Raw genomic sequence first — 24,395 nt, 5'->3', positions numbered from 1 at the left:
AGCACGGGGGGTCACCCGACCCCTCGTCCGGCGCGCCGATGTCACACCGGCAGATCATGGAGGCCCTGGCCGGGCTGATGCTCGGCATGTTCGTCGCGATCCTGTCGTCGACGGTCGTCTCCAACGCCCTTCCGGAGATCATCTCCGACCTCGGTGGCGGCCAGAGCGCCTACACCTGGGTCGTCACGGCCTCACTGCTGGCGATGACCGCCACCACCCCCCTGTGGGGCAAGCTCGCCGACCTGTTCAGCAAGAAGCTGCTGGTCCAGATATCCCTCGTCATCTACGTCGCGGGCTCGGTCGTGGCCGGTCTGTCGACCAGCAGCGGCATGCTGATCGCCTGCCGCGTGATCCAGGGCATCGGCGTCGGCGGTCTCTCCGCCCTGGCACAGATCGTGATGGCGGCGATGATCGCCCCGCGCGAGCGCGGTCGCTACAGCGGTTACATCGGTGCGGTGTTCGCCGTCGCCACCGTCGGTGGCCCGCTGCTCGGCGGGGTCATCACCGACACCAGCTGGATGGGCTGGCGCTGGTGCTTCTACGTCGGCGTGCCGTTCGCCGTCATCGCGCTGATCGTGCTCCAGAAGACGTTGAAGCTCCCGGTCGTGAAGCGTGAGGTCAAGGTCGACTGGTGGGGCGCGTTCTTCATCAGCGCCGCCGTGTCGCTGCTGCTCGTCTGGGTGACCTTCGCGGGTGACAAGTACGACTGGCTGTCCTGGCAGACCGCCGTGATGGTCCTCGGTTCCGTCCTCCTCGGCGCGGTCTTCGTCGCCGTCGAGACCCGGGCCAGCGAGCCGATCATCCCGCTGCGCCTCTTCCGCAACCGCACCATCACGCTGGCCTCGCTGGCCTCGCTGTTCGTCGGCATCGCGATGTTCGCCGGCACCGTCTTCTTCAGCCAGTACTTCCAGCTGGCACGCGGCGAGTCGCCGACGATGTCCGGCGTCCTGACGATCCCGATGATCGCGGGCCTGTTCATCTCCTCGACCGTCTCGGGCCAGATCATCACCAAGACCGGCCGCTGGAAGGCCTGGCTGGTCAGCGGCGGCTTCCTGGTCACCGCCGGGCTCGGGCTGCTGGGCACGATCCGGTACGACACGGAGTACTGGCACATCGCGGTCTACATGGCCGTGATGGGGCTCGGCATCGGCATGATGATGCAGAACCTGGTGCTCGCCACGCAGAACCAGGTCGACCCGTCCGACCTCGGGGCCGCCAGCTCCGTCGTCACCTTCTTCCGTTCCCTCGGCGGTGCGATCGGGGTCTCGGCGCTGGGCGCCGTCATGGCCAACCGCGTCACCCACTACGTCAAGGACGGCCTGGCGGAGCTCGGTCCCCAGGGCGCGGGCATGGGCCACGGCGGTACCGGCGGCGGGGGCATCCCCGACCTGGACAAGCTGCCCGAGCCGTTCCGCACGGTCGTGGAGAGCGCCTACGGGCACGGGGTCGCCGACGTCTTCCTGTACGCCGCTCCGGCCGCGCTGGTGGCCTTCCTGATCACGATCTTCATCAAGGAGGTCGCGCTGAAGTCGAGCACGGTGAGCGAAACCCCCGCCGCGTCCGGCGAGGCCACCGCCGTCGAGGCCGCCGTCACGGACACGGTCCCCGTCGCCGTCGCGGCCCCGGCCGCCGCCGGGGAGACCCGGACCGCCACCGCCGTCGCACCGGCAGCCGTCGCCGCCGAATCAACAGCCCTCGCCGTCGAATCGGCCGGGAACGCCCCGGTCGACACCCTGGAGGCCCCGGTCGACACCCTGCACGGCACGGCCGTGCGCGGTGTGGTCCGCGGCTCCGAGGGCGCGCCCCTGGCAGGCGCCGCCGTCACGCTGATCTCGCTGGCCGGCCGGCAGCTGGGACGCTCCGTCGCCCGGTCCGACGGCGGTTACGAGCTGGACGCGCCGGGCTCCGGCAGCTTCGTCCTGATCGCGTCCGCCGACGGCTTCCAGCCGCAGGCGTCCACCGTGGTCGTCGGCGACGAGCCGGTCGCGTTCGACATCCTGCTCTCCGGCACGAGCGGGCTGACCGGGACCGTGCGGACCGCGGAGACCGCCGAGCCGGTCCGGGGCGCCATGGTCGTCGTGACCGATGTGCGCGGCGACGTCCTGGCCACCGGCGCGTCCGGCGAGACGGGCGAGTTCGTCTTCGGGGAGCTGGTGCCCGGTCCGGTGACCGTCGCGGTGAACGCCGCCGGGTTCCGTCCGCTGGCCCTGCCGGTGGAGATCGGCGGCCAGGGCGTCACCCGGATCGAGGCCGCGCTGCAGGCCGGTGCCCTGGTGCGGGGCGTCGTGCGGGCCGGTTCCGCCCGGCGACCGCTGGCGGACGCACGGGTGACATTGGTGGACGCGGCAGGCAATGTGGTCGCCACCGCGACGACCGGGGAGGACGGGGCGTACGCCTTCGCCGACCTGGACGCGGGCGAGTACTCGGTCATCGCGACCGGCTACCCGCCGGTGGCCGGCGCGCTGACCGTGGCCGGTCGCGGGGTCGACGGCCACGACATCGAACTCGCCCACCCCGGCGAGTAACGGACCTCCCGCGGGTCGGCGCTTCGAGCGGAGGCGCCGCACCCGCGGGTGGAAAAGGGCCCCGGTGGCGGGGACGGCAGGCAGGGGACGGCCTGTCGCCGTCGCCCCGGGGCCCGACGCATGGGGCCACCGAGCAGGACGAGCAGAACCGGCAGAACGAGCAGGACCGGCAGCAAGGCGAGCAGGAAGAGCAGGGAGAGAACGGATGGGACTTCGCGCACAGGTACGGACGCGGGACGGCTGGGCGATCCAGCACGCGATCGTGACGGTCACCGACATGACCGGCGCGCAGGTGCTGCGGGCCGCGGCCGACGAGGACGGGGCGGTACGGACCGACACCCCCTTCCAGGCCGGTGCGTACACGGTGATCGTCACGGCGATCGGGTACGCCCCCGCCGCCTCCACCGCCCTCGTCACGGCGAGCGGCCGGGTCGAGGCCGGCACGGTGGTGCTGGCCCGCCAGGGCGGCGTGGAGCTGCCGCCGCCGGGCACCTGGTCGCTGGACCCGGCGCACTCCTCGGTGGGCGCGTCGGCGCAGCACCTGGGGATCTCCAGCGTGCGCGGCCGGTTCACGGAGTTCAGCGGCCGGATCGAGATCTCGAAGGACGTCGAGCAGTCCCGGGTGGAGGCCGTGATCGGGGCGGCCAGCATCGACACCGGCAACGGCATGCGGGACAAGCACCTGCGCTCGCCGGACTTCCTGGACGTGGAGCAGTTCCCGGAGATCACGTACCGCTCGAACGGGCTGTCCCCGGTCGGTCCCGACCGCTGGCTGGTCCACGGCGAACTGTCGCTGCACGGCGTGGTGCGCCCGGTGGACCTGCACCTGAGCTACCTGGGCACCGGCCCGGACCCGTGGGGCGGGGTGCGCGCGGCCTTCAACGCCACGGCGGAGCTGCACCGCGAGGACTTCGCGATGAACTACAACCAGGTGGTGCGGGCGGGCATCTCGGCGATCGGCACGACGCTGCGGGTGGACCTCGACATCCAGGCGGTGCAGGGCGACTCCCTGCCGTCGTGATCCGGGTGCGGGCCGGAGGGGGCCCTGCACCCGGCCCCCGCTACCGGTCCCGCAGCGCCTCGATGCCCGCGATGAGCAGGTCCAGGGCGACGGCGAAGTCGCGGTCGCGTATCTCCTCGACCGTGTTGCCGCCCCCCGCCTCCATCAGCTCCTGTGCGGACTCCATGATCTGGCTCACCCGGGGCTGGTCCCGGACGGTCCCCAGCGCGTACCGGTAGTACTCCTCCTGGGTCATGCCCGCGGCCGCGCTGCGCTGGGCGAAGTGGCCCTCGATGGTGCCGAATCCGTACACGAACTGGAAGACCGCGGCGAGCGCGCCGGGGCGGCGTTCCGGCGGCAGGCCCGTCGCCCGGATCACGTCCTGGACGGAGTGCGACATCAGCAGCGCCTGCGGGCCGATGTTGAGGTAGTGCCCGGCGAGCGTGGACACCCAGACGTGCCGGACCAGCAGGTTGCGGTACTCGGTCGCCAGTGCGCGCAGCCGCTCCTGCCAGGGCGCGTCCTCGGGCGGGGGCGGCAGTTCGCCGAAGGCCGCGTCGAGGGCCAGTTCCAGCAGGTCGTCCTTGTTGTCCACGTACCAGTAGAGGGACATCGCCGTGACGTTCAGCTCGGCGGCGAGCCGGCGCATGGAGAACTTGGCGAGGCCCTCGGCGTCCAGCAGCCGGACCGAGGCCGCGGTGATCCTGTCCCGGTCGAGGCCGGGCTGCTGAGCCGCCTTGCGGGTGCGTGACGGCGTCGACCGGTCCAGCCACACACTGGGCCTGGCAGGGTTCTTCACACGATCGGTCGCGGACGCCATGACGTACTCTCCATTGTCTTGCCCGGGGGACGGAACCCTTCCTCCGGAACGGTTCCGCCGCGGGCGCGGACGCACGCGGCGGATCTGCGGCAGGACCCGCCCGCCCCGGCACGATGCTATGCCGCAGCCCCGGCCGGGGCGTCCCGAGCGGCTTCCGCCCGCTCCGCACGGCGCAGGAGCAGCGCGGCGAGCAGGCCGCCGGTCAGCACCGCGGCCGCCCCGACGAGCTGGCTGGTCTCCAGCCCCGAGGCGAAGGCGTCCGTGATCCGCGCCCGTTCGGCGTCGTCGTCGGCCGAGGCGAGCGCGGCGGGCAGCGAAGCGGCCCCGACGGCGGCCGGGACGAGGGCCCCGAACCGGGAGTTGAGGACCGCGCCGAGCACGGCCACGCCCAGGCCGTTGCCGAATTCGGCGAGCGTGCCGTTGACCCCGGCGCCCACGCCCGCCTTCTCCGGCGGAATGGCGCTCATGATCGCGTTGGCCATGGCGGGCCCGGCGAGCGCGATGCCCGCCCCCATCACGACCAGGCCGAGCAGCATGCCGCTGTAGCCGTTGCCGCCGAGCAGCGCGACGGCGGCCAGGCCCGCGGCCAGCAGGCTCATCCCGGCCGCGATCGTGGCCGGCGTGCCCAGCCTGGGCACCACCCGGGCGCCCAGGCCGGTGAGGTTGAGGGCGATGACGCTCAGCGCCATCGGGGCGGTGCGCAGACCGGCCTCCAGCGGCCCGTGGCCGAGGACGAACTGGAGCTGCTGGGTGAGCAGGAAGAGCGAGCCGCCCATCCCGAAGGCGACGAGGATCGTGCCCGCGACCGCCCCGACGAACTTCTCGTTGCGGAAGAAGTGCATGTCCAGCATCGGGTACGGGATGTGCAGCTCCCACAGCACGAAGGCGGCGACGAAGACCAGGCCGACGGCGGCGGTCAGCAGCACCCGGCCCGACGCCCAGCCGTGCTCCGGGCCGGAGATGATCGCGTACACGGTGGCCGCCATGCCGATGGTGGAGAGCAGCGCGCCGAGCAGGTCGGGCCGCTCGCCGCCGAGGTTCCTGGTCTCCGGGACCAGCCGCGCGACGGCGACCAGGGCGAGGACCACGACCGGAAGGTTGATCAGGAAGATCGCGCCCCACCAGAAGTGGTCGAGCATCACCCCGCCGACCAGCGGCCCGACGGCGAAGCCGAGCGAGCTGACGGTCGACCAGATGCCGATCGCCTTGACCCGCTCGCTGTCGTCGAAGATCTGGACGACGACGGCCAGGGTGGTGGTCATCAGCAGCGCGCCGCCCACGCCCATGCCGGCGCGGGCCGCGATCAGCTGCCCGGACGACTGGGAGAACCCGGCCGCCAGTGAACCGATGCCGAACAGGACGAGCCCCGTGAGGAGCATCTTCTTGCGGCCGTAGCGGTCGGCGGAGCTGCCGGCCGTGAGCAGCAGGCCCGACTGGACGAGCGAGTAGGCGTTGATCATCCACTGCACATCGGCGGTGGACGCGTTCAGCTCCCGGGTGAGGGAGGGGATCGCGACGTTGAGAACGGTGTTGTCCAGCAGCACGGTGAGCTGGGCGAGACAGATGACGCCGAGGATCAGCCAGCGTTGTGGATGTCGCGGCGGTGCAGGAGGGCTCTGCTCTGCGGTGGTCGCCGTCATGCGTTCCTACTTTCCCGTACGGCGTACAAGAGGTGATGTCATACACCGTACAAGAGTTCTTGTACGGTGTATGACACAGGAGCTCGCGGCACCGCGCTCATCCCGCACACCCCGTACGCCCCGCAGCCGACGCCCCGTCACTCACCGGGTTCACTCACCGGGCTTGATGAGGTACCCCGCCCCCCGCCGGGTGTGGATCATCGGCGACCGCCCGGCGTGGATCTTCTTGCGCAGGTACGAGATGTACAGCTCGACGACGTTCGCCTGGCCGCCGAAGTCGTAGTTCCACACCCGGTCGAGGATCTGCGCCTTGCTCAGCACCCGCTTCGGGTTGCGCATCAGGAAGCGCAGCAGCTCGAACTCGGTGGCGGTGAGGTGGATGGAAGTGCCGCCCCGGCTCACCTCGTGGCTGTCCTCGTCGAGCACCAGGTCGCCGACGGTGAGGGTCGAACCGCTGCGCGCGGTCGCCGTGCCGGAGCGCCGGATCAGCCCGCGCAGCCGCGCCACGACCTCCTCCAGGCCGAACGGCTTGGTGACGTAGTCGTCGCCGCCCGCCGTGAGACCGGCGATCCGGTCCTCCACCGCGTCGCGCGCGGTCAGGAACAGCACCGGTACCTCGGCGAGTTCCCGGCGCAGCCCGCCGAGCACGGCGAACCCGTCCGTGTCGGGCAGCATCACGCCGAGGACCACCACGTCCGGCCGGAAGTCGCGCGCCATCCGGACGGCCCCGGCACCGTCCCCGGCGCTGCGCACCTCCCAGCCCTCGTAGCGCAGGGCCATGGACAGCAGCTCGGCGAGCGGTGCCTCGTCGTCCACCACCAGTACGCGGACGGGGCCGTGATCCGTCCTCAGCGGTTCGGTACGCCCTTGGGGCGAGGTCGTCGTGGTCCGAGGCGAGGTCATCGTCGTCGTCATCCGAGGCGAGGTCTTCGTGGTCCGGGGCGAAGGCGTGGTCCGGGGCGAGGTCGTCGTCATGCCCCAACCCTGTGAGGCTCCTCTGAGAGGGGTCTTTCCCGTTTCTGTGAATTACCTGAGAAAACCCGAGAGATGGGCCGCCCCGGCACCTCAGTCCACGGCGAACAGCGCGCTCGCGTTGCCGTGGCAGACCGCCCGCAGCCAGTCGTCCCCCAGCCCCAGCCGTTCCAGGGCGTGCAGCTGATGCGCGTACGGGTACGGGATGTTCGGGAAGTCCGTGCCCAGCAGGATCCGGTCGCCGAGCGCCGCGAGCCGCCCCCGCTCGGCCACCGGGAACGGGGTGAGGCCCTCCGTGAAGTCCGTGAACGCCATCGTCGTGTCGAGCCGCACTCGCGGATACCGCTCCGCGAGGTCCAGGAAGTCCGGGTACTCCGGCATGCCCATGTGGGCCACGATCAGCGGCAGCCGCGGATGCCGGGCGAGCAGCCGGCCGACCGGTTCGGGGCCCGTGTGCTTTCCGGGCGCCGGGCCCGAGCCGCAGTGCATGACCACCGGTACGCCGGCCTCCGCGAGCAGCCCCCAGACCGGTTCCAGCAGCGGGTCGTTGGCGTCGTACGCGCCGACCTGGACGTGTGACTTGAAGACCCGCGCCCCCGCCTCCACGGCCTCGCGCACGTACCGCTCCACGCCCTCCTCCGGGAAGAAGGTCGCGGTGTGCAGGCAGTCCGGCACCCGGCGCGCGAAGTCGGCCGCCCAGCCGTTCAGCCAGGCCGCCATGCCGGCCTTGTGCGGGTACAGCATGGAGGTGAACCGGCGGACGCCGAACGAGCGCAGCAGCGCGAGCCGTTCGTCCTCGTCGTGCCGGTAGGCGATCGGCCACTCCATCCCGGTCAGCGGCCCCGCCGAGTCGAAGTACGCCCAGACCTTGCGGAGCACCCGCTCGGGCATGAAGTGCGTGTGGACGTCGATGAGTCCGGGCAGCCCGAGCCGCTCCCGGAACCGCACGACGTCCTCGACGTCACCACTCGTACCGCTCATCCCGTACCCCTCTCCCGCCTCGCCGTCGGACGGACCACCGTCCTCCGGACCGACGATCCCAGAGCCCCCGCTCACCGCCCCACCACCCCCGCCCGCCCCGTCCGCCCCTCCTGCTCAGAACAGCCCGCCCTGCACCCCGCCGCCCCCGATGTCGGTCAACGGAACCCGCACCCCGCTCCCCGCCCCGGCGGCCCCCAGCTCCCACCCCGTCATCAACCGGGTGTCCAGCACCACGGCCCCGTCCCTCGCCGTCTCCAGATGCAGATCGGGCCCGGCCGCCGCCACCAGCCGCCCCGCGACCTCGCCGCCGTCCACCAACTCGGAGACCGCCCACGCCACCTCCACCCCGTCGTCGAGCCCGAACAGTCCGGCGTGGTCGACCGCCTCGAACGGCAACCGCTCCAGCGACTCCGGCCACCCCGCCCCCTCCAGCGCCACGGCCCGCCCGTACAGCCCGGCGACCTCCGCACCGCGCTCCGCCGCCCCCGGCAGAACCCCCCGCACCGCCCTCTTCCTCGCGTACGGAATCCGGTCCGGCACCCCGAGGGCCGCCCGCAGCACCTCCTCCGTACGGCGGCACGCCATCAACGGCCCGCGTCCCAGCCAGCTGAACACCACGGCCCCCTGCTCCCGCAGCCGGGCCGCTCCCCTCGCCTCGGCCGTGATCCCGACCTTCACCATGCCGGGCCCGAACCAGGCCAGATACACCCGGTACGTCCTCGGGTCGTCGGCGATCGTGTCGGCGGCCACCGAGTGCGCCCGGTCCAGCCGCGCACACTCCGGGCACCGCGCCCCCGTGCTCCGCCCCGACACCACGGCCCCCACCGGGCACACGTTCCCGCGCGCCCCGACGCAGTGCCGCTCGCCCCCGGCCCGGAACCCCAGCTCCGTCCCGTACGCCAACGCACTCGTCCGCACCACCCCGCCCCGCCGCCACTCCAGCACGGGCACCCCCTGCGGCTCGGGCCACCGCATCCCGGTGCACTGCCACCCCATGTACGAACCCCCGCGCAGGACCGCTGAAAAGAACCCCAAGGTTCCCAGAAGAACCCCACCGGATGGAGGACCACGCCTCCCGGCCCGGACCGCTCGCCCGGCCGGCGACCTCACACCCCCGGCCACCGCCCGGTGCGGGCGAACTCCTGGAGACCGGCCTCGTGGGGCGCGCAGTCGAGCCCCTGCGCCTGCGCCCAGTCCGGGTCGAGACACGTCTCCCGGTACGGCTCGGCGGTGTCCCCGATGACGGTGACCAGACTGCCCCGCACCCCCTCCTCCCGCATACGGGCCGTCAGATGGCAGATCCCCCAGAGGCTGGTGCCGGTGGCGGGCCCCGCCTCGATCCCGGTGACGGCGCGGAGCCACCGGGTGGCGGCGATGGATGCCGCGTCCGGTACCGGGATGACCAGGTCCATCACCGTCGGCAGGAAACCGGGCTCGGTCCGCGGGCGGCCGATGCCCGGTATGCGCGAGGGCATCCCCGTGGCGTAGTCCCCGCACCCGCTCGCCCACGCCGGGAAGTAGGCCGAGTTCTCCGGGTCCACCACCGCGAGCCGTGACCCGTGTCCGTGCCGCCGCAGATGGCGTCCGATCGTCGCCGACGTCGTCCCCGTCCCGGCACCGACGACGACCCACGCGGGAACGGGGTGCGGTTCGCCCCCCATCTGCTCGAAGATCTCGTCGGCGACCGTCGGCTCACCCGATCCGGCCGTCGCCGGCTCCGCGTCGGTGAAGTGGTCCAGGAACCAGCCGCCGCACCGCCCGGCCAACGCGCGCGCCTCCTCCTGCACCGCGGCCGGAGGCAGTTCGCCCGCCCGCCACCGCCCGCCCTCCCGTTCGATCCCGGCGAGGGCCCGCGCGGGGGTCCGCCCGGGCACGACCGTCGTGAACTCCAGCCCCAGGAGCCTCGCGAAACGGGCTCCGGCGACAGCGACCGCCCCGCTCGTCGCGGCGATCACGGGCGTGTCCGCCGTGAGGGTTCCGCTCGCGATCGCCTGGCAGAACATGGCCCGCACCAACCGGTACTTCATGCTGCCGGTGGGATGCGCCGACTCGTCCTTGGCGTAGACCTCGACGTCCTGGAAGGCAGGACCCGGCAGTCGAAGCCGACGCAGCGGCGTCGGTGCCGGAGGACCGTCGCCCCGTACCCGCCGGATCGCCTCGACCGCCCACCCGTGCGGATGCTCCACGCCCATGACCGCCCTCCCCCAATACCATCGGTACCGTCGACGTGCCCATCACCGTACGGCCGACGCGGGAGGCCCGGGAGGGCGACGAGGCCGACGAGGCCGACGAAGCCGACGAAGCCGACGAAGCCGACGAAGCCGACGAAGCCGAGGAAACCCGGAAGGCCCGTCCCGCCGCCACCCCTCCATCGGCCGCGAGCACCGCAGCCGCAGCCGCGCCCTACGCCACGTCCGGGGCACGCCGGGCGGTCACCAGGTAACCCTCGAAGCGGAGCTTCGGCCTGGCCTTCGCCCGTCCGTCCGCCTCTTCGACCGGAACCAGCACGGTCGTGCCCGGAACGGGATAGTTCACCCGGTCCGTGGCACCCGGGGGCACCCCGTAACGGCAGTGCACCTCGTCGATCGACACCACCTCCACCGAGGTGGGCGCGGTCTCCTCCCCCTGGCCGTGGTGCTCCTCGCGGAAGTCGATCCCGGCCGCACGCTCGCTGCCGACGACATCGGCGTACTCCTCCGGATCGACTTCCAGCAGCGTCCACGAGACGACGTCCCCCGGCGCGAAGCGCTCGCCGCAGCACTGGATCTGCCAGTCATCGACCCAAATCGTCAACGTCATGCGGCCATTGTCCGTTGATCGCCCTGCGCCCGCGCTGTAATTTCGCCGCAGTGGGCCCAGATACCCGGACAACGCAAGAGGCCCCGGATTTCTCCGGGGCCTCTGGCCTGCTGTGCACTCGGCAGGATTCGAACCTGCAACCTTCTGATCCGTAGGATCGGGCAGTGTGCTGCACGGGGACTCAGCACCGCTTCGAAGTGATCGCTGACGATGGCAACACTCCGTCTCCGTGTGCCGTCGTTGCCGTCAAGGTTGCCGTCAGTCCGGCGGCAGTGTGGTGCGATGAGGCCATGGGCAAAGCCCTCAGATGCGACCTGCACCTACTCGGTAGGGCTCTCCACTGCATGAACGAATGGTTCAGGCTGCGGCACGGGAAGCAGGACATCTGGCGTACCGTCAGCACTGTTGCCAACGACCCGGCCCGTGTCTTGCAGGTGAAAGATCGCTTCGTCGATGTGGTCTCTCGCCGACTCGTCCCGGTTAGCAAGTAGGGCACCGGCCAGATGGTCAATATCTTCAGGCGTCACGTCTTGGAAATGCTCCACGATCTCCATGATGATCTCCGCATCCAACCGCACAGATAGGGCCTGCGGAAGTTCACGCAGAACTGGGGCTCGCCTCGCCTCCCAGACAGAAGTGGTGGCTGCAAGTGGCGTGCCGTCGGGTCCGAGAGCCAACCCCCCTCTGACCATGATCCGGATAGCGAACTTCTCGAGCCCTCGCCAGTCGTATTTCTCTTTGGCCAGTCCGGCTTCCTTGCGAGGTCGAGGGAATTCGGGAGGCGCCTCCTCGCGAGTTGCCGTAACAGCCATACGCGCCAGATCCCGGATGCTAGACACCTCCTGCTCACTCTCCAAGACACGAGCGATCTCTGAATACAGCAGGTGCCGCACTTCCGGGTACGGTCCAAGTTCCTTGGACCTCAGCATGTCCACGAAACTGTAGGACCGGCTCACCGGTTCACCGCTGCCGATCGCCGAATGCTCGGAAGGTGTGACCTGAGACGAAATAGGGGCGATGCTCTGCCTACCGTAGACCTGGGATGGTGACGGAGTTGCTGGTAGCACCCCGTCGGCCAACACGGGGCGTGAGGAGACTGATTCCGGAGCGACTTGACCAATCGCCACCGCACCCGAGGGTGCGGAAGGGCTGGCCGACAGGAACACCCTTACTTCGGGTTCCATCCCGTACTGGCGGACCATCCCACGATTCCGGGCCTCACGGAGAAGAATGGAAACGAGCCGCGGGGTCCGAGCGAGATAGTTAGCGTCCTTATCAAAACGCTCATCTACCCTCACAAGACGGGAGCGAATTTCGGTCTTCGGGAGCGACCGTTCCGGCCCAGTCGCCCCGGCTTTACGTAGAGCCTCCTGCAGCGCCGCAAGAGCCGAATCCAGAGGCATCAACTGCTCAGGCCAGCCGCTTTCGTGCACAATCTCCCTATCGGGAAGATAATCTCGCAACGGCCGCGTATTAAATAGGTGCGAGATTCGACCCAGAGTTCCAGACTTCACCAGCACGGCACGGTGAAACGAAAGAATAGTGGGTAGAGTCCCATCCGCGCCTTCCGCCACGGTCGCGACATTCTCAGAAATTGTATCTACTACTTGAACATCGGAAGGGTAGCCGGGCAGGAAGATCGTCCGAGCGGCAGAGAAATTATCCGCCAAGGAATCGCGCTGGTCTTCCCTCCCGATAATCAGGAGTTGGACCTTCTCGGCGTCATGTCTCCTCGCCACCTCAGCAACGATCCCCACCTCGCTCCCTTGATAGGCGCGAGTGATGTCAACGATGTAGCCCGACAATTCAAACCCCCGGAGATCGACGAGAGTAGGGGTCCATCGGAATACCGCGGACCCCTACTCTAGGCTCAATGCTCGCTGTCCTCCTTGGAGCGCGCAATCTCCTTGCACGCCTCCAGGACCAGAGCACCGACATAACCGATTCCCGCCTCAATCGAGTAAGAGAAGGCGAAAACCCCCATAGACACTGCCAGAACGACAGCAATCGTCTGCTTGAGCACTTTTGACTCACTCTCTTTTTGAAACCTGTTGGGAGTGAGATGCGGAGATGAGCAAGACGCATGACGCTGGAGGCTCGATGTCGGATTATCGATGACTCGACGTGAGAATAACGATGACGAGATGTGTAGCTGGCGAGATGGCGAATGCGAGTCGAAAAATGCAGGACGACTGATGACAGAACGACAGATACAGGATGCGGGCGGATCAAGTCCGCCAAGTCATGAGTGTACGGTCGAGACCACTGCGTCATCAACAGATTCGCCAATCACTTCAAGCCGAACCCATGCCGCCGCCAGCGAAGTTACCCGTCCTCGATGCGAGCGATGGCGCGTCAGCCCGAGCGTCGAAGACGTGCCCGATATTGAGTCGCTGCGCGGCCAGCCCCGGGACACCCCGTGCGGATCCCGTTCCATGGTGACGTGCCCTTGCAGCGCTGGTCCTGACGAAGGCCGGACACTCGCCCCAAGCGCCCTGACGGAGGTGGCAGGTTGAGGTCTGCCGCGCTTGTTGCGGCTGGAGCCCGCTTCTCGCCGCCTGTTGATCAAGTCAGGTGTACCTGGCCACCGTGTACGCGGTCGGCCCCGTGAGCCTGCCTCCGGAACCGTCGATCATGTCCAGGATTTCGAAGCCGACGCGTCCCGCGTACTGTTCGAGCTCGCGCGGGAAGAGGACACGTCTGCGGATCTCGTCCTGGGCCTCGTCCCCTGAGGGGAGTACCCAGTGCCGGTGCATGGTGTTGATCTGCGTCCTCAGGTCCCATTCGTGGCGGATCGTGACAGTCGCCGGGCCGCTCGGGGTGTCGACCGTGGCGGTCATGGGGTCGGTCCCCGTGATGGGAGCGACGGGAGAGCACAGGATGAGCAGGCTGCCCCTCTGGGCGTGGGCCGCGAACGTGGCGAAGACCTGGGTGATTTCGTTGTTGTCGTGGACGTAGGCGAGGCTGTTGCCCATGCAGGTCACCGCGTCCATGCACCGCCGGAGTCGCGCGGTGCGCATGTCTCCGATGCGGATGTCCAGCTCCGGGCGGGCCTGGCGGGCGTAGTCGACCATGCCGGGCTGGAGGTCGAGGCCGATGCACTCGAAGCGCTTGGCCAGGATCTCCAGGTCCCTGCCCGTGCCACAACCGAAGTCGACCAGCGTCCGGGCGTCCGGCCGGTGCGTCTCGATCAGGGTCTGACACATCCCGGCGCCGGTGCTGTCGGACTGGATCACGTCGTACAGGGCCGGGTCCCGGTAGAGGAGGTTCGTCGCTTCCACTGGTTCCGCTTCCGTGTCGTGGCTGGTCACATGAGGCTCCGCAGTCCGACCTCAAGGGCGAGGACATCGCACAGCAGATCGGGGACGGTCGGGGCGGCGTCGGCGTCCTTGCTGGCCTGAGCGAGTGCCTTGCCGTCAACGTAGCCGAGATCGACCAGGACGGACTCCTTCAGCATGTCGTCCAGCACTGGCAAGCCGTAGGAGCGCAGCCCCTTCTCCAGGACGGCCAGGAAGTTCTCCGGTTCGGCCGGCGCCGCCACCGACTCCGGCAGTCCCGCCCGCCTGATCCGCGCACGGAACAGCGCCTTGCCTCGCTTGTACTCGTGCGGTAGCTGCTCCATGAACCGGACGATCCGCGGGTGTACGAGCGGGCTCATCGGCCAGACGCCGGCCCGCAGAAAGCCGGGGTTGTGCATCCCGAACGCCATCAGGGTCGGCACCGGCAGGACGGAGATGGGCGCCAGGTGCTGGTTCACCTCGGCCAGTGCCCGGACCGCCTTCGGCCCGAGCCACGGAACGGTTTCCGGGGGCGGTAGTTCCGCATCCGTCCTGGAGTGGTGGGCGTTCACCTCGTCCCCTCCACTGCCGGTGAACATGACGTCGCACCGTCGGGCGGCTGCCTGCTCGCGTACGATGTCGAAGGCTTCCTGGTAGAATGCCCCCGCCGGATCATGCGGTCGGCGCACAGCGCGCACGCCACCGGGGCAGAACGGCGGGTGCCGCACGGCGGGAATGGCCACGTCTCGGAAGCCGCAGTGATCCGCGTACGCCTGGCGGCGCTCGCGCTGCTGCCTGCCGGTGCTTCCCCCGACCAGTAAGCCGAAGCTGTGCACCTGCGCAAAGCGCGCTGCCTTCACGGCCAGGGCGACGTTCCCGGAGTCCGCGCCGCCCGACAGCTCGACGCCCACACACCCCGTAGCGCTCGGCACTTCGCGGATCACGTCGGTCAGCAACTCGTCGAACATGGCGAGTGGATCGACACCGGGCCGCAGCGTGCGCGGCTCCAGGACGTGTTCGGCGGGCTCCGGGTAGTGGATGCCGAGTCCGGCAGCGGTGAACGTGGCCGACGCCCGTTCAGTGAGACGGTAGACACCCTTGAACAACGTCTCGGACGTGTAGCGATGCTGCCTGGTCAGCGTCCGCGCCACGACACGCGGCACCAGGCGGTCAGTCGACAGATGCGGCGCCAGTGCTGCCACGTCCCATGACGCGTGCAACTCGCCGGCCTTCTCCAGCAGGTACAGCGGGGCCGTGCCGAAAACACCCGCCGTGAGGCGGGCTTCCCCGGCCGTCATGACGACCTCGACGAAGTCAGCGTCGCCCCGCTTGCACTCCTTCACCCTCATCCGCACACATGGCGCCTGATCGTCGCGCACCTCCATGACCAGCGTGGACACGTTCGCGGGCTCGATCCAGCTTTCTCCGTTGACCCAGCGACCTCCTTCCGGCCTCCATCGGGGCTCATGGAGATCGACCAGGCGCAGACGCATCGACAGCATGTCGTCCCTTTCCGAAGTCATGCGGCGGGGCGGGGCCGCGAACGACCCCGCCCCGCCTGGTGTCAGCCCTGGATCACTTGGAGCAGTGGTCGCCGTTGTTGTCGCCACCGCCGGGCATCTTGTCAAGCAGCGTGGCCTCGACGGCCGGGACGCCGGTGATCAGGTCGCCGGTGAACAGCTCGTCCACGTTCATCGCGTTCTCCTCTTACGGTTGAAACGGACTCCGCGGCTGATGCTGCGGAGTTGAGCCCGTCCGGCTGCCGGCCCATACGAAGAAGGCGGCCGGACGGGTACCCACCACTTCCGGCGGTGGGCCCTCCCTCGCCACACGTGGGGTTGGATGTGGAGAGGGAGAAGTCAGGTGGGGGTGGAGGCGGCGGCCACGCCCAGGGCGAAGCCGCTCGATGCAGAGATGGTGATGATCAGCAGCACTCCGGCGTAGCGGCCGACGACTGCGGCTAACCGCCTCACAGCCGCTCGCCGCGACTGCGCTCGTTCGCCCTGCGCACGGCGGCGCTCATCTCGGCCGCGGCGTCCTGAGGCTCGGGACGGCTGTGCTGCGTGCACTCACACGGCGAGAACAGGTTCGAGCCCGGCGGCGGGTCCGCGCCCTCGTAGGTGTCGATCCTCAGCACCCCGTCCACGCCCCGCTCTTCGGTCAACTGGGCCAGTCGGGCCCGTGCTTCGCTTCTCATCCCTCAGTCCCTCAGACGATGGCTGCGGCGAGGTCTCGCCGTTCCCTGCTGCCTCTACGCAACCGCGTGGCCACGCACAGCGGTACCGTTGCAGCAGCGCCGGGACTTGAAAGCCTTGAAAGTTCGCAAGGGCACGGGGAGTTGAGGGCATGGCCACGCGTGAACCGAACGGGGCGCTCGGGCGCCTGCTCGCCGAGAGCCGCTGGACTTATCGCCAGTTCGCGCGGGCGGTGAACCGCGTGGGCACCGAGATGGGCACGCCCCTGCGATACGACGAGTCGGCGGTGAGCCATTGGCTGGGCGGCACCGTGCCCCGCGGGGCCGTGCGGGTGTGCGTCCTGGAAGCCCTCTCTCGGCGTCTGGGGCGGCCCGTAACGCACGCTGAGGCCGGTCTGCCGGTTCCCCGCGATCACTCCTCCTCGACAGCCGCGGATACCGTGGAGGGGCTGATCGACCTCGGGAGGCAGGACATGGACCCATCGCGCCGCAGTGTCCTGGGGGCCGGCCTGTTCTCCGTCGCCCTCACGATTCCCGGGTGGCCGGATGTCATCGGCCGTGCCGAAGCGGTCCAGTCCGGCCGCGCCCGCCGGATCGGCATGAACGAAGTGGACATGGTCGTCGCCATGACCGAGCGCGTCTCGGAACTGGACGACCAATTCGGCGGTCGCCACGCACGCCCCATGGCGGCCTCGTTCATGGTGAACACCGTGTCGTCCTACCTGCGCGCCGACGCCCCCGACGACGTGCGGAAAGCGATGTTGTCCGCAGCCTCGGACCTGCTGTACCTGACCGGCTACATGGCCGTCGACGAGGGCCTACATGGCCTCGCGCAGCGGTACTACGTCAAGGCGCTGGAACTGGCGGGCGCCGCCGAGGACCATCTGACCTACTGCACGACTCTGCGCGGCATGAGCGTCCAAGCGATCGACCTTCGCCACGGGGGCAAGGCCATGGAGCTAGCCGACGCAGCAGCCGCCTCCCCGAAGGCCGTGCCCCGCATGCTGGCCTTCCTCGCCGGCCAGCAAGCACACGCCGCCGCGCAGACCGGCGACCGGACGCAGGCACTGCGGTACATCCGGGAGGCCGAGACCGCCATGGACCGTGCCGAGTCGCGCGGCAAGGCGTTTGGCTCGTACGACCCCGCGTCGCTCAACTATCACATCAGTCAGGTTCGTTACGAACTCGGCGACGTCTCCGGCGCCATCGCGGCCATGCAGCAGTCCGACAAGGTGCGCTACAGCGTCTACCGCCGCGCACGCGTCCGACACCGCGCCATGCTGGCTGAACGACAACTGGAAATCGGCCACCTGGAAGCGGCCTGCGACACCTGGCACCAGGCGCTCGACGACTACCCCATGGTCCAGTCCGGCCGAGCCGACGACCGGGTCAGAACCATGTTCGGCCTCCTCCGGCCGCACCTGAAAAACGCCACTGCGCTGGACCTCTACGATCGCGCACGAACGGTCGCCCCGCCTTCTCTGGTCAGCTGACTCGGGCCGTTGGCGACCTCAGCCACAGAAAGTCAGCCACGACGGCGGGTGCGCCGAACGAGCACCCGCCACGTGTGCCTCCAGCCACCACCCACCGGCCCCAGCCACGCTTCCCCAATCCGTCACGGACTCGACCCCGACCCGGCCTGAGCGTTGCCGTACGCGTTGCCTGACGGATGGGCAGGGGCCGGCTGCCAGGCTCGCGGCTGGTTGAACGGCAATCCGCGGTGACCGGTGCGGACTTGGCATGCGCTCCGCTCCTGCTGGCCGTGCTCGCCGTGTGAGGTTCCCCCGCTGCGCGAGAGGTGCTGATCAGCTGGTCAGAGAGGGGTGACGGGTGTTCAGGTTCGTCGGTTCGGCCGTCGCCTGTTTGGTGTAGTGCTTCTCCTCGAACTCGATCGGGCTGAGCCAGTCGAGCCGTTCCTGGATGCGCCGGGGGTTGTAGAAGCCGTCGATGTACTCGAAGAGCGCGAGGTTCGCCTCGGCACGTGTGGCGAAGACCCGACCGCGCACGCACTCCGTCTTGATCAGCATCCACAGGTTTTCCGCGAGCGCGTTGTCGAACGAGTCCCCGACCGACCCCATGGACACCTGAACTCCCGCTCGCACCAGGCGAGTTGTGAGCTTGAGAGACGTATACTGACAGCCGTGGTCGGCGTGATGGATGAGCTTGCCGGGCTCGATCTCGCGGGACGCGAGCGCGTACTCCAGCGTGGTCAGGACGAGGTCGGCGTCCGCGCGGGCCGAGGTCTCCCAGGCCACCACCCGGCGGGAGAACGCGTCCCGGATCGCCGAGAGCCACAACGGGCCCTCGCCGGTGGAGATCATGGTGAGGTCGGTGACCCACAGACGGTTCGGCGCGGGTGCGGTGAAGTGCCGCTCGACCAGGTCCGGGGCGAGCGTGGCCTTGGGGTCGCGGCGCGTGAAGCCCTTGCGCCGCGGGCTGATGCCCGCGATGTCGGCCTCGCGCATCAGACGTTCGACCCGTTTGCGGCCGACGTGGACACCCTCGCGTCTGAGGGCGGCGTGCACGCGCGGGGAGCCGTAGACGCCACCGGATTCCGCGTGGATCTCCTTGATCTGCTCGGTCAGCTCGACGTCGCGGCGCTGCCGTTCGCACGGCTCGCGCTCGGCCCGGCGCCAGCGATAGTAGGTGGAGGAGGGAATGTGCAGTTCCCGGAGTACGCACTCGACTCCCAGGCGGGGATGCTCGTCGACGAGCGCCGTCACCTGGGCCGGGTCGGGTCGAGTTGCGCCGCGAAAAACGCCGAGGCCGTCCGCAGGACATCGTTGGCCCGCTTGAGCTGGGCGTTCTCCTTGCGCAGGGCCACGAGCTCCGCGCGTTCGTCGGTGGTGAGCCGGTCGCCGCGCTCGCCGGCGTCCGCCTCGGCCTGGCGGATCCAGCCGCGCAGAGCCTCGGGGTGCACGCCGAGGTCGACGGCCAGCTTCTTGATCTGCGGCCTCGGCTCGGTGGTCCGGTACATCCGCACCGCACGCTCACGCAACTCAAGCGAGTACTTTCTGGGTGCAGCCATGGTCAATGCTCCTCTCATGAGAATCATCTGACCATCTGTCACCACCTTCCGCATCCCGGGGGAACCTCACCCGACAGGCCGAACCCCTCCGGGACCTGCCCGTGCACCGGCACGTCCGGCAGATGATCCGCACCGCCTGGGACCTGGGCGGCCTGCCCGAATTCGCGGACCTCAAGCTCTGCAAGTGGGCCCACATGCTCGGCTTCCGCGGCCACTTCTCCACCAAGTCCCGCGCCTACTCCACCACCCTCGGCGCCCTGCGCGACGTCCGCCGCGCCTGGCGGCTCGCCCAGGCCGACGCCGCCCGCGTCCGCGCCGGCCGCCCCGTACCCGCCCCGGACACCGTGCTCGTCACCGAGTCCTCCTGGACCTACCTCACCTCCGGCTACCGCCCCGGCGAAGAACTCCTCGCGAACCAGACCCGCCACGACATCGCCCACACCGCACGCCTCAAGCGCGAAGGGCTGATGCCTGCATGACGACCGCCGTGCTCACCGTGGACCAGGTCGCCGAGCGTCTCGGCATCAGCCGCTGGAAGGTCCACGACCTGATCCGCTCCCGCGAACTCGCCTCTTTCAAGATCGGCCGCTGTCGCCGCATCAGCGAAGCCGCGCTGGACGCCTACGTATCCCTCCGCACCGAACAGGAAGCCGCCTGATGGCCAAGCCGAAGAAGAACGCCAACAACGAGGGCACCATCTACCAGCGCAAGGACGGTCGTTGGGAGGGCAGCGCATACGTCCTGACGACGGACGGCACGTACAAGCGGCGCAGCGTCTACGGCAAGACCTGGGACGAGGCACACGAGAAGCTGACCAAGCTCAAGGCTGACTCACTCAGCGGCCTTCCGGTGGCCACCAACAAGATGACGATCGCCGAGTACCTGGCGTACTGGCTGGCGAGCGTCGCCAAGACCAAGGTCCGCCCGACGACCTACGTCAACTACGAATCCCTCGTCCGGAACTACGTCACCCCGGAGTTCGGGAAGAAGAAGCTGGTCCGGCTCACCGCCCGCGACATCCGCGCCTTCCTCATGAAGACGGCGGCGACCTGCCAGTGCTGCGCGCAGGGAAAGGACAAGAAGCGGCCGGAGCACAAGCGGCGCTGCTGCGCCCTCGGCAAGTGCTGCAAGAAGCTCCCCTCGGACCGGACCGTGCGCTTCCTGCTGGTGATCCTGCGCGCCGCTCTCCAGCACGCCGTACGGGAGGACGAGCTGCCCCGCAACGTGGCCCGGAACGTGGAGCTGAGCATGGGCACCAAGCGCGAGATTGAACCCCTCACCGCTGCGGAAGGGCGTCGGCTCCTGACGGCTGCCCGGGACAACCGGCTCTGGGCCGCGTACGAGCTGGCAGTCCGCATCGGGCTCCGGCGGGGTGAGCTGCTGGGGCTGCGCTGGTCGGACGTGGATCTCCTCGACGGGGTTCTGACCGTCCGGCAGGCTCTTCAGCGTGTCGGCGGCGAGCTGCTGATCGTCGCGCCGAAGACGCAGCGCTCGGCCCGGCGCGTGGCACTGCCGGCCGAATGCGTGACCGCGCTCCGTGCTCAGCGCATCCACCAGATCGCCGACCAGAAGGCCGCAGGCCACAACTGGAAGGGGACGGGGAAGGGGCTCGTCTTCACGACGAAGAACGGGACCCCCATCGAGCCGCGCAACCTGAACCGGTCCTTCAAGGCCCTGTCCGCCCGCGCCGGCGTCCGCAAGGTCCGCTTCCACGACCTGCGTCACACGTGCGCGTCCCTGCTCCACGAACAGGGCGCCGACGCCCGCATGATCATGGAGGTCCTGGGCCACAGCTCGATCCGCGTGACCATGGACATCTACACCTTCGTGCGGCTGGACTCCCAGCGCTCCGCCTTCGACCGCGTCGGGGACGCGCTGAGGAGTGACGACGGCCAATAGCCTCCAGCAACAAGAGCGGGCCCCACCGTCTCGGTGAGGGCCCGCTCTGTTGCCGTAGCAGTGAATCAGCTGGCGAGGCGCTCGACTGTCTCCACTCTCGCGGCCCGAATCCGAAGGGTCACGATCTTGTCGCCCCGGTCGTCGACCCCGTAGAAGTCGATGTAGTCCCCGACAGTGGCGAACCCGGTCGCTTCGACCTCACGCTGGTTGCCGAAGTCCTTATTGATCACGTACTTGTGCATCGAGATCATCCCTTCGACCGCCTCGGGTCGTGCCCGGGGGCGACTGTGTTCTGCTCTCGCACCTGACCGTTCTTGCCGCGGACGCGAAGCTCTCCGCCACCGTCGTTGGCCAAGATCTCCTTGGCGCGAGCGACTGCCGCCGCCTGAGTGGGCAGAACTGCACTGGCTCTCTCCGCACCCGGCTTCGTCACTGCCCAGCCATCTTCGCGCTTGGACACATCCCGGGTGTTGGGCCGGTCTGCCATGGCACATCCGTTTCCGAAGTCGGACGCGCGGGGCCGCCCACTCTTGGAAGAACCAAGAGCGGGCGATAAGGTCCCAAGGCGCGACCAACGCATCAGGCCCCATTGCCGTGCGCCCAACCTCAAGTTGGGCCCCGGCTGGGGCCTGTTTTGGTTGGCGGATCAAGTGAAGCACCCCGGATGACCCGTCAGCAAGCAAGGCACCCCAACATGCACTACGGGACGCGTCGACACACCACAACATCTTGGGTTCATGGCAGAGCTCAACACCAGGGTACCGACGCCCACCGACAACCCGGATGGCTCACAGAGGTCGAACCGGACTCGTGGCGTCCAAGGTCTCGCCGATCAAGGTCGCCGTGCACAGGGGGAGGCGAGCCTCGCCAGGCGCCGGCGGAGCGGATCACTGTTCACCGCCGCAAGGGGAGCCACGCGATCGGAGCGGTTGCCGTCAATCACTGCCGTCACGACATACGACAGAGGCCCTCAGGATCTCTCCTGGGGGCCTCTGGCCTGCTGTGCACTCGGCAGGATTCGAACCTGCAACCTTCTGATCCGTAGTCAGATGCTCTATCCGTTAAGCTACGAGTGCTTGGCATTCCGGGCTTTTTTCTTCCCGGTCGGCGTTGCGAGAACAACATTACATGACCTGCGCCGTAGCGCGAAATCCATTAACCAAACCCGCCCCTACCTGCAGAAACGTCTCGATTCGCGGCTGCGCGGGGCGACCGGTGGGCGACTCGGGCAGGTCTCTCCCGCCGCCCTTCGCGCGACAGCGCCCCGCGCGGGGTCCGGGGCGCGGCGCGAAGCCGGCGCAGGATCCGGAACGCCGAAGTCCGCGGGGCCCGCGATCGTGAGGCCGTTTCCGTACGGGTGCCCTCGCGATGCCGTCGCCGTCGCGGCGTCGGCGTGGCGCCGCCGGTGTGGCGCCGTCGCAGCGCCCCGGAAGCGTCAACTCCGTTGGTGACGGTTTCACCCTGCGCAAGGGTGGGCGCCGGAGGGACGGCGGAGGTTTCCGGCCATGACGGGGTGGGCGGGAAGGGACGCAGGGGTACCTGCGCGAGGGGTGCGGCGCGAGGGGGCTGGCCGGGTGGCGGGGTGGGCGGGTGAGGGAGGGGAGCGGGGGCGCAAACCCGGCGTGCGGAATTGACCGAACCCCTCCGGTCGTCACTTTACGTAGCGACCGGGATGTATTGCGCTACCGGGTGTGTCGGCTCCGCCTCGGCGCACGTACGTGCGGTCGGACAGCGGTGCATTCCAGCAGCGTCGACTTGAGGGGAAGAACCATGTCCACACCTCCCGCTCCGCTCCGGGTCAACCTGGCCAACGGCAGCTTCGAACAGCCCGCCGTCGCCAGCATGGAATTCCTGCCGGACGCCTCGCAGCCGCAGGCGCCCAAGGGCGTTCCGGGCTGGCGCACCACGGCCTCCGACCACCTGATCGAGCTGTGGCACTCGGGCTTCAACGGGGTCCCGGCGGCCGACGGCGCGCAGTTCGCCGAACTCAACGCCAATCAGGTCTCCACGCTCTACCAGGACCTGCCCACCACCCCCGGGACGAGGCTGTACTGGCGGCTGTACCACCGCGGCCGCCAGGGGGAGGACACCATGGCGCTGGACATCGGCGCGCCGGGTGCCACGGTGCAGCAGCGGCGCTTCACCGACGGCAACACCGCCTGGGGCCACTACACCGGCACCTACACCGTCCCGGCCGGTCAGACGCTGACGCGCTTCGCCTTCCGCTCCGTCTCCGCCGCCGGCGGCAACCAGAGCATCGGCAACTTCCTGGACGGGATCTTCTTCGGCACCGCTCCCCACGTGGCGCTCACCAAGACCGCCGCGCCCACGGGGCCGCTGGAGGTGGGCGATGTCATCACCTACCGCGTCAACGCCAGGAACGAGGGCGGCGGCGCGGCCGAGAACCTCGTCCTGACCGACGCCATCCCGCCGGGCACGACGTATCTGCCCGGTTCCCTGCGCATCGTCGACGGCCCGAACGCCGGGGTGAAAACCGACGCGCGGGACGGCGACCAGGCGTACTACGACGCCTCGGCCGACAGGGTCGTCTTCGGCCTCGGCGACACCGCCACCGCCGGGGAGGGCGGCAGACTGCTCAACACCGAGGCCCTGCCCGGGGGAACCACGGCCGAGTACCGGGTCACCATCGACCGCGCCTCCGGCGGCAAGCAGATCAGGAACACCGCCACCGCCACCTACGAGAACCGGCTCGGCGACACCCCGGAGCCCCTGACGGCCACCTCCGACGAACAGGTCACGCAGGTCAATCCGGCCGCGGACCTGGCCGTGGTCAAGGCTGCCGACGCGACCACCGTCACCGTCGGCCAGACGGTGACCTACCGCATCACCGTGCGCAACACCGGACCGAACCGGGCCACCGGGGTCACCGTCACCGACCGGCTCCCGGACGGCCTCGTCCTCCTGTCCGCCGACGGGCCCGGAAGCCACGACCCGGCCACCGGCCGGTGGGCCGTGGGCACCCTGGACGTCGGCGCCGGGGCCACCCTCGTACTGCGCGCCAAGGCCACCGAGCCCGGCCCGGTCGGCAACTCCGCCACCGTCACCGCCAACGAGAAGGACCCCGACCCCGGCGACAACACCGACACCGTCGTCATCTGCGTGGAGCCGGCCCCCTCCTGCTGCGACCCCTGCGCCGACCGGAAGTAGTCGCCGGTCGGGCCCGGCACGGAGTCGGCGCGGCGCCGACGGGACGACGCCATGGCACGGCTCCGCGAGCGACTCCGGAAAAAGTCCCGGG

General features: G+C 69.4%; 23 protein-coding genes, 1 tRNA gene and 1 pseudogene. 8 read left to right on the top strand and 17 right to left on the bottom strand.

The genetic code is table 11. The features are described 5' to 3' along the window. Positions 1–38 precede the first annotated feature (38 nt). Both OCT49_RS17885 and OCT49_RS17880 read left to right on the top strand, forming a co-directional pair. Entirely contained in the window at positions 39–2,525 is a 2,487-nt protein-coding gene (locus tag OCT49_RS17885) for an MFS transporter (RefSeq protein WP_502963479.1), read from the top strand. Positions 2,526–2,730: 205 nt separating this feature from the next. Continuing rightward, entirely contained in the window at positions 2,731–3,546 is an 816-nt protein-coding gene (locus tag OCT49_RS17880; protein WP_283852883.1) for a YceI family protein, read from the top strand. A 40-nt stretch (positions 3,547–3,586) separates the two neighbouring features. Here the strand turns inward: OCT49_RS17880 and OCT49_RS17875 are convergent, their stop codons facing one another. From OCT49_RS17875 to OCT49_RS17850, 6 genes are all read right to left on the bottom strand, one after another. Then, positions 3,587–4,345: a TetR/AcrR family transcriptional regulator gene (locus tag OCT49_RS17875; RefSeq protein WP_283852882.1), complete on the bottom strand. Its 759-nt coding sequence runs from the start codon at positions 4,343–4,345 to the stop codon at positions 3,587–3,589. Between the two features lie 116 nt (positions 4,346–4,461). Beyond that, entirely contained in the window at positions 4,462–5,985 is a 1,524-nt protein-coding gene (locus tag OCT49_RS17870) for an MFS transporter (RefSeq protein WP_283852881.1), read from the bottom strand. Positions 5,986–6,135: 150 nt separating this feature from the next. Next, positions 6,136–6,900, bottom strand: coding sequence for a response regulator transcription factor (locus tag OCT49_RS17865; protein ID WP_502963478.1), 765 nt, complete (start codon positions 6,898–6,900; stop codon positions 6,136–6,138). Between the two features lie 150 nt (positions 6,901–7,050). Beyond that, entirely contained in the window at positions 7,051–7,938 is an 888-nt protein-coding gene (locus tag OCT49_RS17860; protein ID WP_283852880.1) for an amidohydrolase family protein, read from the bottom strand. Between the two features lie 114 nt (positions 7,939–8,052). Continuing rightward, on the bottom strand, positions 8,053–8,934 hold the full coding sequence (locus OCT49_RS17855; protein WP_283855836.1) for a DUF2797 domain-containing protein: 882 nt from the start codon (positions 8,932–8,934) through the stop codon (positions 8,053–8,055). Positions 8,935–9,044: 110 nt separating this feature from the next. Beyond that, the gene (locus tag OCT49_RS17850) at positions 9,045–10,130 is read right to left on the bottom strand and encodes a PLP-dependent cysteine synthase family protein (protein ID WP_283852879.1); all 1,086 of its coding nucleotides are present in this window, start codon (positions 10,128–10,130) and stop codon (positions 9,045–9,047) included. A gap of 35 nt (positions 10,131–10,165) precedes the next feature. Here OCT49_RS17850 and OCT49_RS17845 point away from each other — a divergent pair, with 35 nt between their 5' ends. Beyond that, complete coding sequence (locus OCT49_RS17845) at positions 10,166–10,381, top strand: hypothetical protein (RefSeq protein ID WP_283852878.1); 216 nt, start codon at positions 10,166–10,168, stop codon at positions 10,379–10,381. Here OCT49_RS17845 and OCT49_RS17840 read toward each other — a convergent pair. From OCT49_RS17840 to OCT49_RS17815, 6 genes are all read right to left on the bottom strand, one after another. Beyond that, positions 10,342–10,737 (bottom strand): DUF6578 domain-containing protein, encoded by a 396-nt coding sequence (locus OCT49_RS17840; RefSeq protein ID WP_283852877.1) that lies wholly within the window; start codon positions 10,735–10,737, stop codon positions 10,342–10,344. The genes OCT49_RS17845 and OCT49_RS17840 overlap by 40 nt on opposite strands. Before the next feature lie 320 nt (positions 10,738–11,057). Then, positions 11,058–12,542: a hypothetical protein gene (locus tag OCT49_RS17835; protein WP_283852876.1), complete on the bottom strand. Its 1,485-nt coding sequence runs from the start codon at positions 12,540–12,542 to the stop codon at positions 11,058–11,060. Positions 12,543–12,607: 65 nt separating this feature from the next. After that, the gene (locus tag OCT49_RS17830; RefSeq protein WP_283852875.1) at positions 12,608–12,760 is read right to left on the bottom strand and encodes a hypothetical protein; all 153 of its coding nucleotides are present in this window, start codon (positions 12,758–12,760) and stop codon (positions 12,608–12,610) included. A 547-nt stretch (positions 12,761–13,307) separates the two neighbouring features. Beyond that, a complete protein-coding gene (locus OCT49_RS17825) occupies positions 13,308–14,048 on the bottom strand; it encodes a class I SAM-dependent methyltransferase (protein ID WP_283852874.1) in 741 nt (246 codons plus the stop codon). Then, positions 14,045–15,508 (bottom strand): asparagine synthase-related protein, encoded by a 1,464-nt coding sequence (locus tag OCT49_RS17820; protein ID WP_283852873.1) that lies wholly within the window; start codon positions 15,506–15,508, stop codon positions 14,045–14,047. The genes OCT49_RS17825 and OCT49_RS17820 overlap by 4 nt, the downstream gene beginning before the upstream one ends. 476 nt (positions 15,509–15,984) lie before the next feature. Continuing rightward, a complete protein-coding gene (locus OCT49_RS17815) occupies positions 15,985–16,212 on the bottom strand; it encodes a hypothetical protein (protein ID WP_283852872.1) in 228 nt (75 codons plus the stop codon). Between the two features lie 149 nt (positions 16,213–16,361). Here OCT49_RS17815 and OCT49_RS17810 point away from each other — a divergent pair, with 149 nt between their 5' ends. After that, the gene (locus tag OCT49_RS17810) at positions 16,362–17,702 is read left to right on the top strand and encodes an NsdA family TPR-like regulatory protein (protein WP_283852871.1); all 1,341 of its coding nucleotides are present in this window, start codon (positions 16,362–16,364) and stop codon (positions 17,700–17,702) included. Between the two features lie 312 nt (positions 17,703–18,014). Here OCT49_RS17810 and OCT49_RS17805 read toward each other — a convergent pair whose 3' ends face one another. Further along, positions 18,015–18,932, bottom strand: a complete 918-nt coding sequence (locus OCT49_RS17805) for an IS3 family transposase (RefSeq protein ID WP_283852870.1) — start codon at positions 18,930–18,932, stop codon at positions 18,015–18,017. Continuing rightward, complete coding sequence (locus tag OCT49_RS17800) at positions 18,929–19,237, bottom strand: transposase (RefSeq protein WP_283852869.1); 309 nt, start codon at positions 19,235–19,237, stop codon at positions 18,929–18,931. Before OCT49_RS17800 ends, OCT49_RS17805 begins: the two co-directional genes overlap by 4 nt. 68 nt (positions 19,238–19,305) lie before the next feature. Between OCT49_RS17800 and OCT49_RS17795 the strand changes: the two are divergent. From OCT49_RS17795 to OCT49_RS17785, 3 genes and pseudogenes are all read left to right on the top strand, one after another. Then, a pseudogene (locus tag OCT49_RS17795) lies at positions 19,306–19,716 on the top strand (replication initiator); the annotation flags it as partial. Continuing rightward, positions 19,713–19,895 (top strand): helix-turn-helix domain-containing protein, encoded by a 183-nt coding sequence (locus tag OCT49_RS17790; RefSeq protein ID WP_019324615.1) that lies wholly within the window; start codon positions 19,713–19,715, stop codon positions 19,893–19,895. The pseudogene OCT49_RS17795 and the gene OCT49_RS17790, both read left to right, overlap by 4 nt. Beyond that, entirely contained in the window at positions 19,895–21,136 is a 1,242-nt protein-coding gene (locus OCT49_RS17785; RefSeq protein ID WP_283852868.1) for a site-specific integrase, read from the top strand. The genes OCT49_RS17790 and OCT49_RS17785 overlap by 1 nt, the downstream gene beginning before the upstream one ends. Before the next feature lie 65 nt (positions 21,137–21,201). Here OCT49_RS17785 and OCT49_RS17780 read toward each other — a convergent pair whose 3' ends face one another. The 3 genes from OCT49_RS17780 to OCT49_RS17775 all read right to left on the bottom strand — a co-directional run bounded on the left by OCT49_RS17780 (position 21,202) and on the right by OCT49_RS17775 (position 22,212). After that, entirely contained in the window at positions 21,202–21,378 is a 177-nt protein-coding gene (locus tag OCT49_RS17780; RefSeq protein ID WP_283852867.1) for a hypothetical protein, read from the bottom strand. Positions 21,379–21,383: 5 nt separating this feature from the next. Next, the gene (locus tag OCT49_RS40115; protein WP_502963388.1) at positions 21,384–21,623 is read right to left on the bottom strand and encodes a DUF2188 domain-containing protein; all 240 of its coding nucleotides are present in this window, start codon (positions 21,621–21,623) and stop codon (positions 21,384–21,386) included. A gap of 516 nt (positions 21,624–22,139) precedes the next feature. Further along, positions 22,140–22,212: transfer RNA gene (locus OCT49_RS17775), tRNA-Arg, on the bottom strand. 694 nt (positions 22,213–22,906) lie between these two features. Here OCT49_RS17775 and OCT49_RS17770 point away from each other — a divergent pair. Beyond that, positions 22,907–24,304, top strand: a complete 1,398-nt coding sequence (locus tag OCT49_RS17770; protein WP_283852866.1) for a CLIPPER-2 domain-containing protein — start codon at positions 22,907–22,909, stop codon at positions 24,302–24,304. Positions 24,305–24,395 lie beyond the last annotated feature (91 nt).

The sequence above is a fragment of the Streptomyces sp. ML-6 genome, assembly GCF_030116705.1.
Taxonomy (GTDB): domain Bacteria; phylum Actinomycetota; class Actinomycetes; order Streptomycetales; family Streptomycetaceae; genus Streptomyces.
The sequence above is the reverse complement of the archived record's forward strand: the minus strand, read 5'-3'. Positions and strand labels throughout refer to the sequence as shown.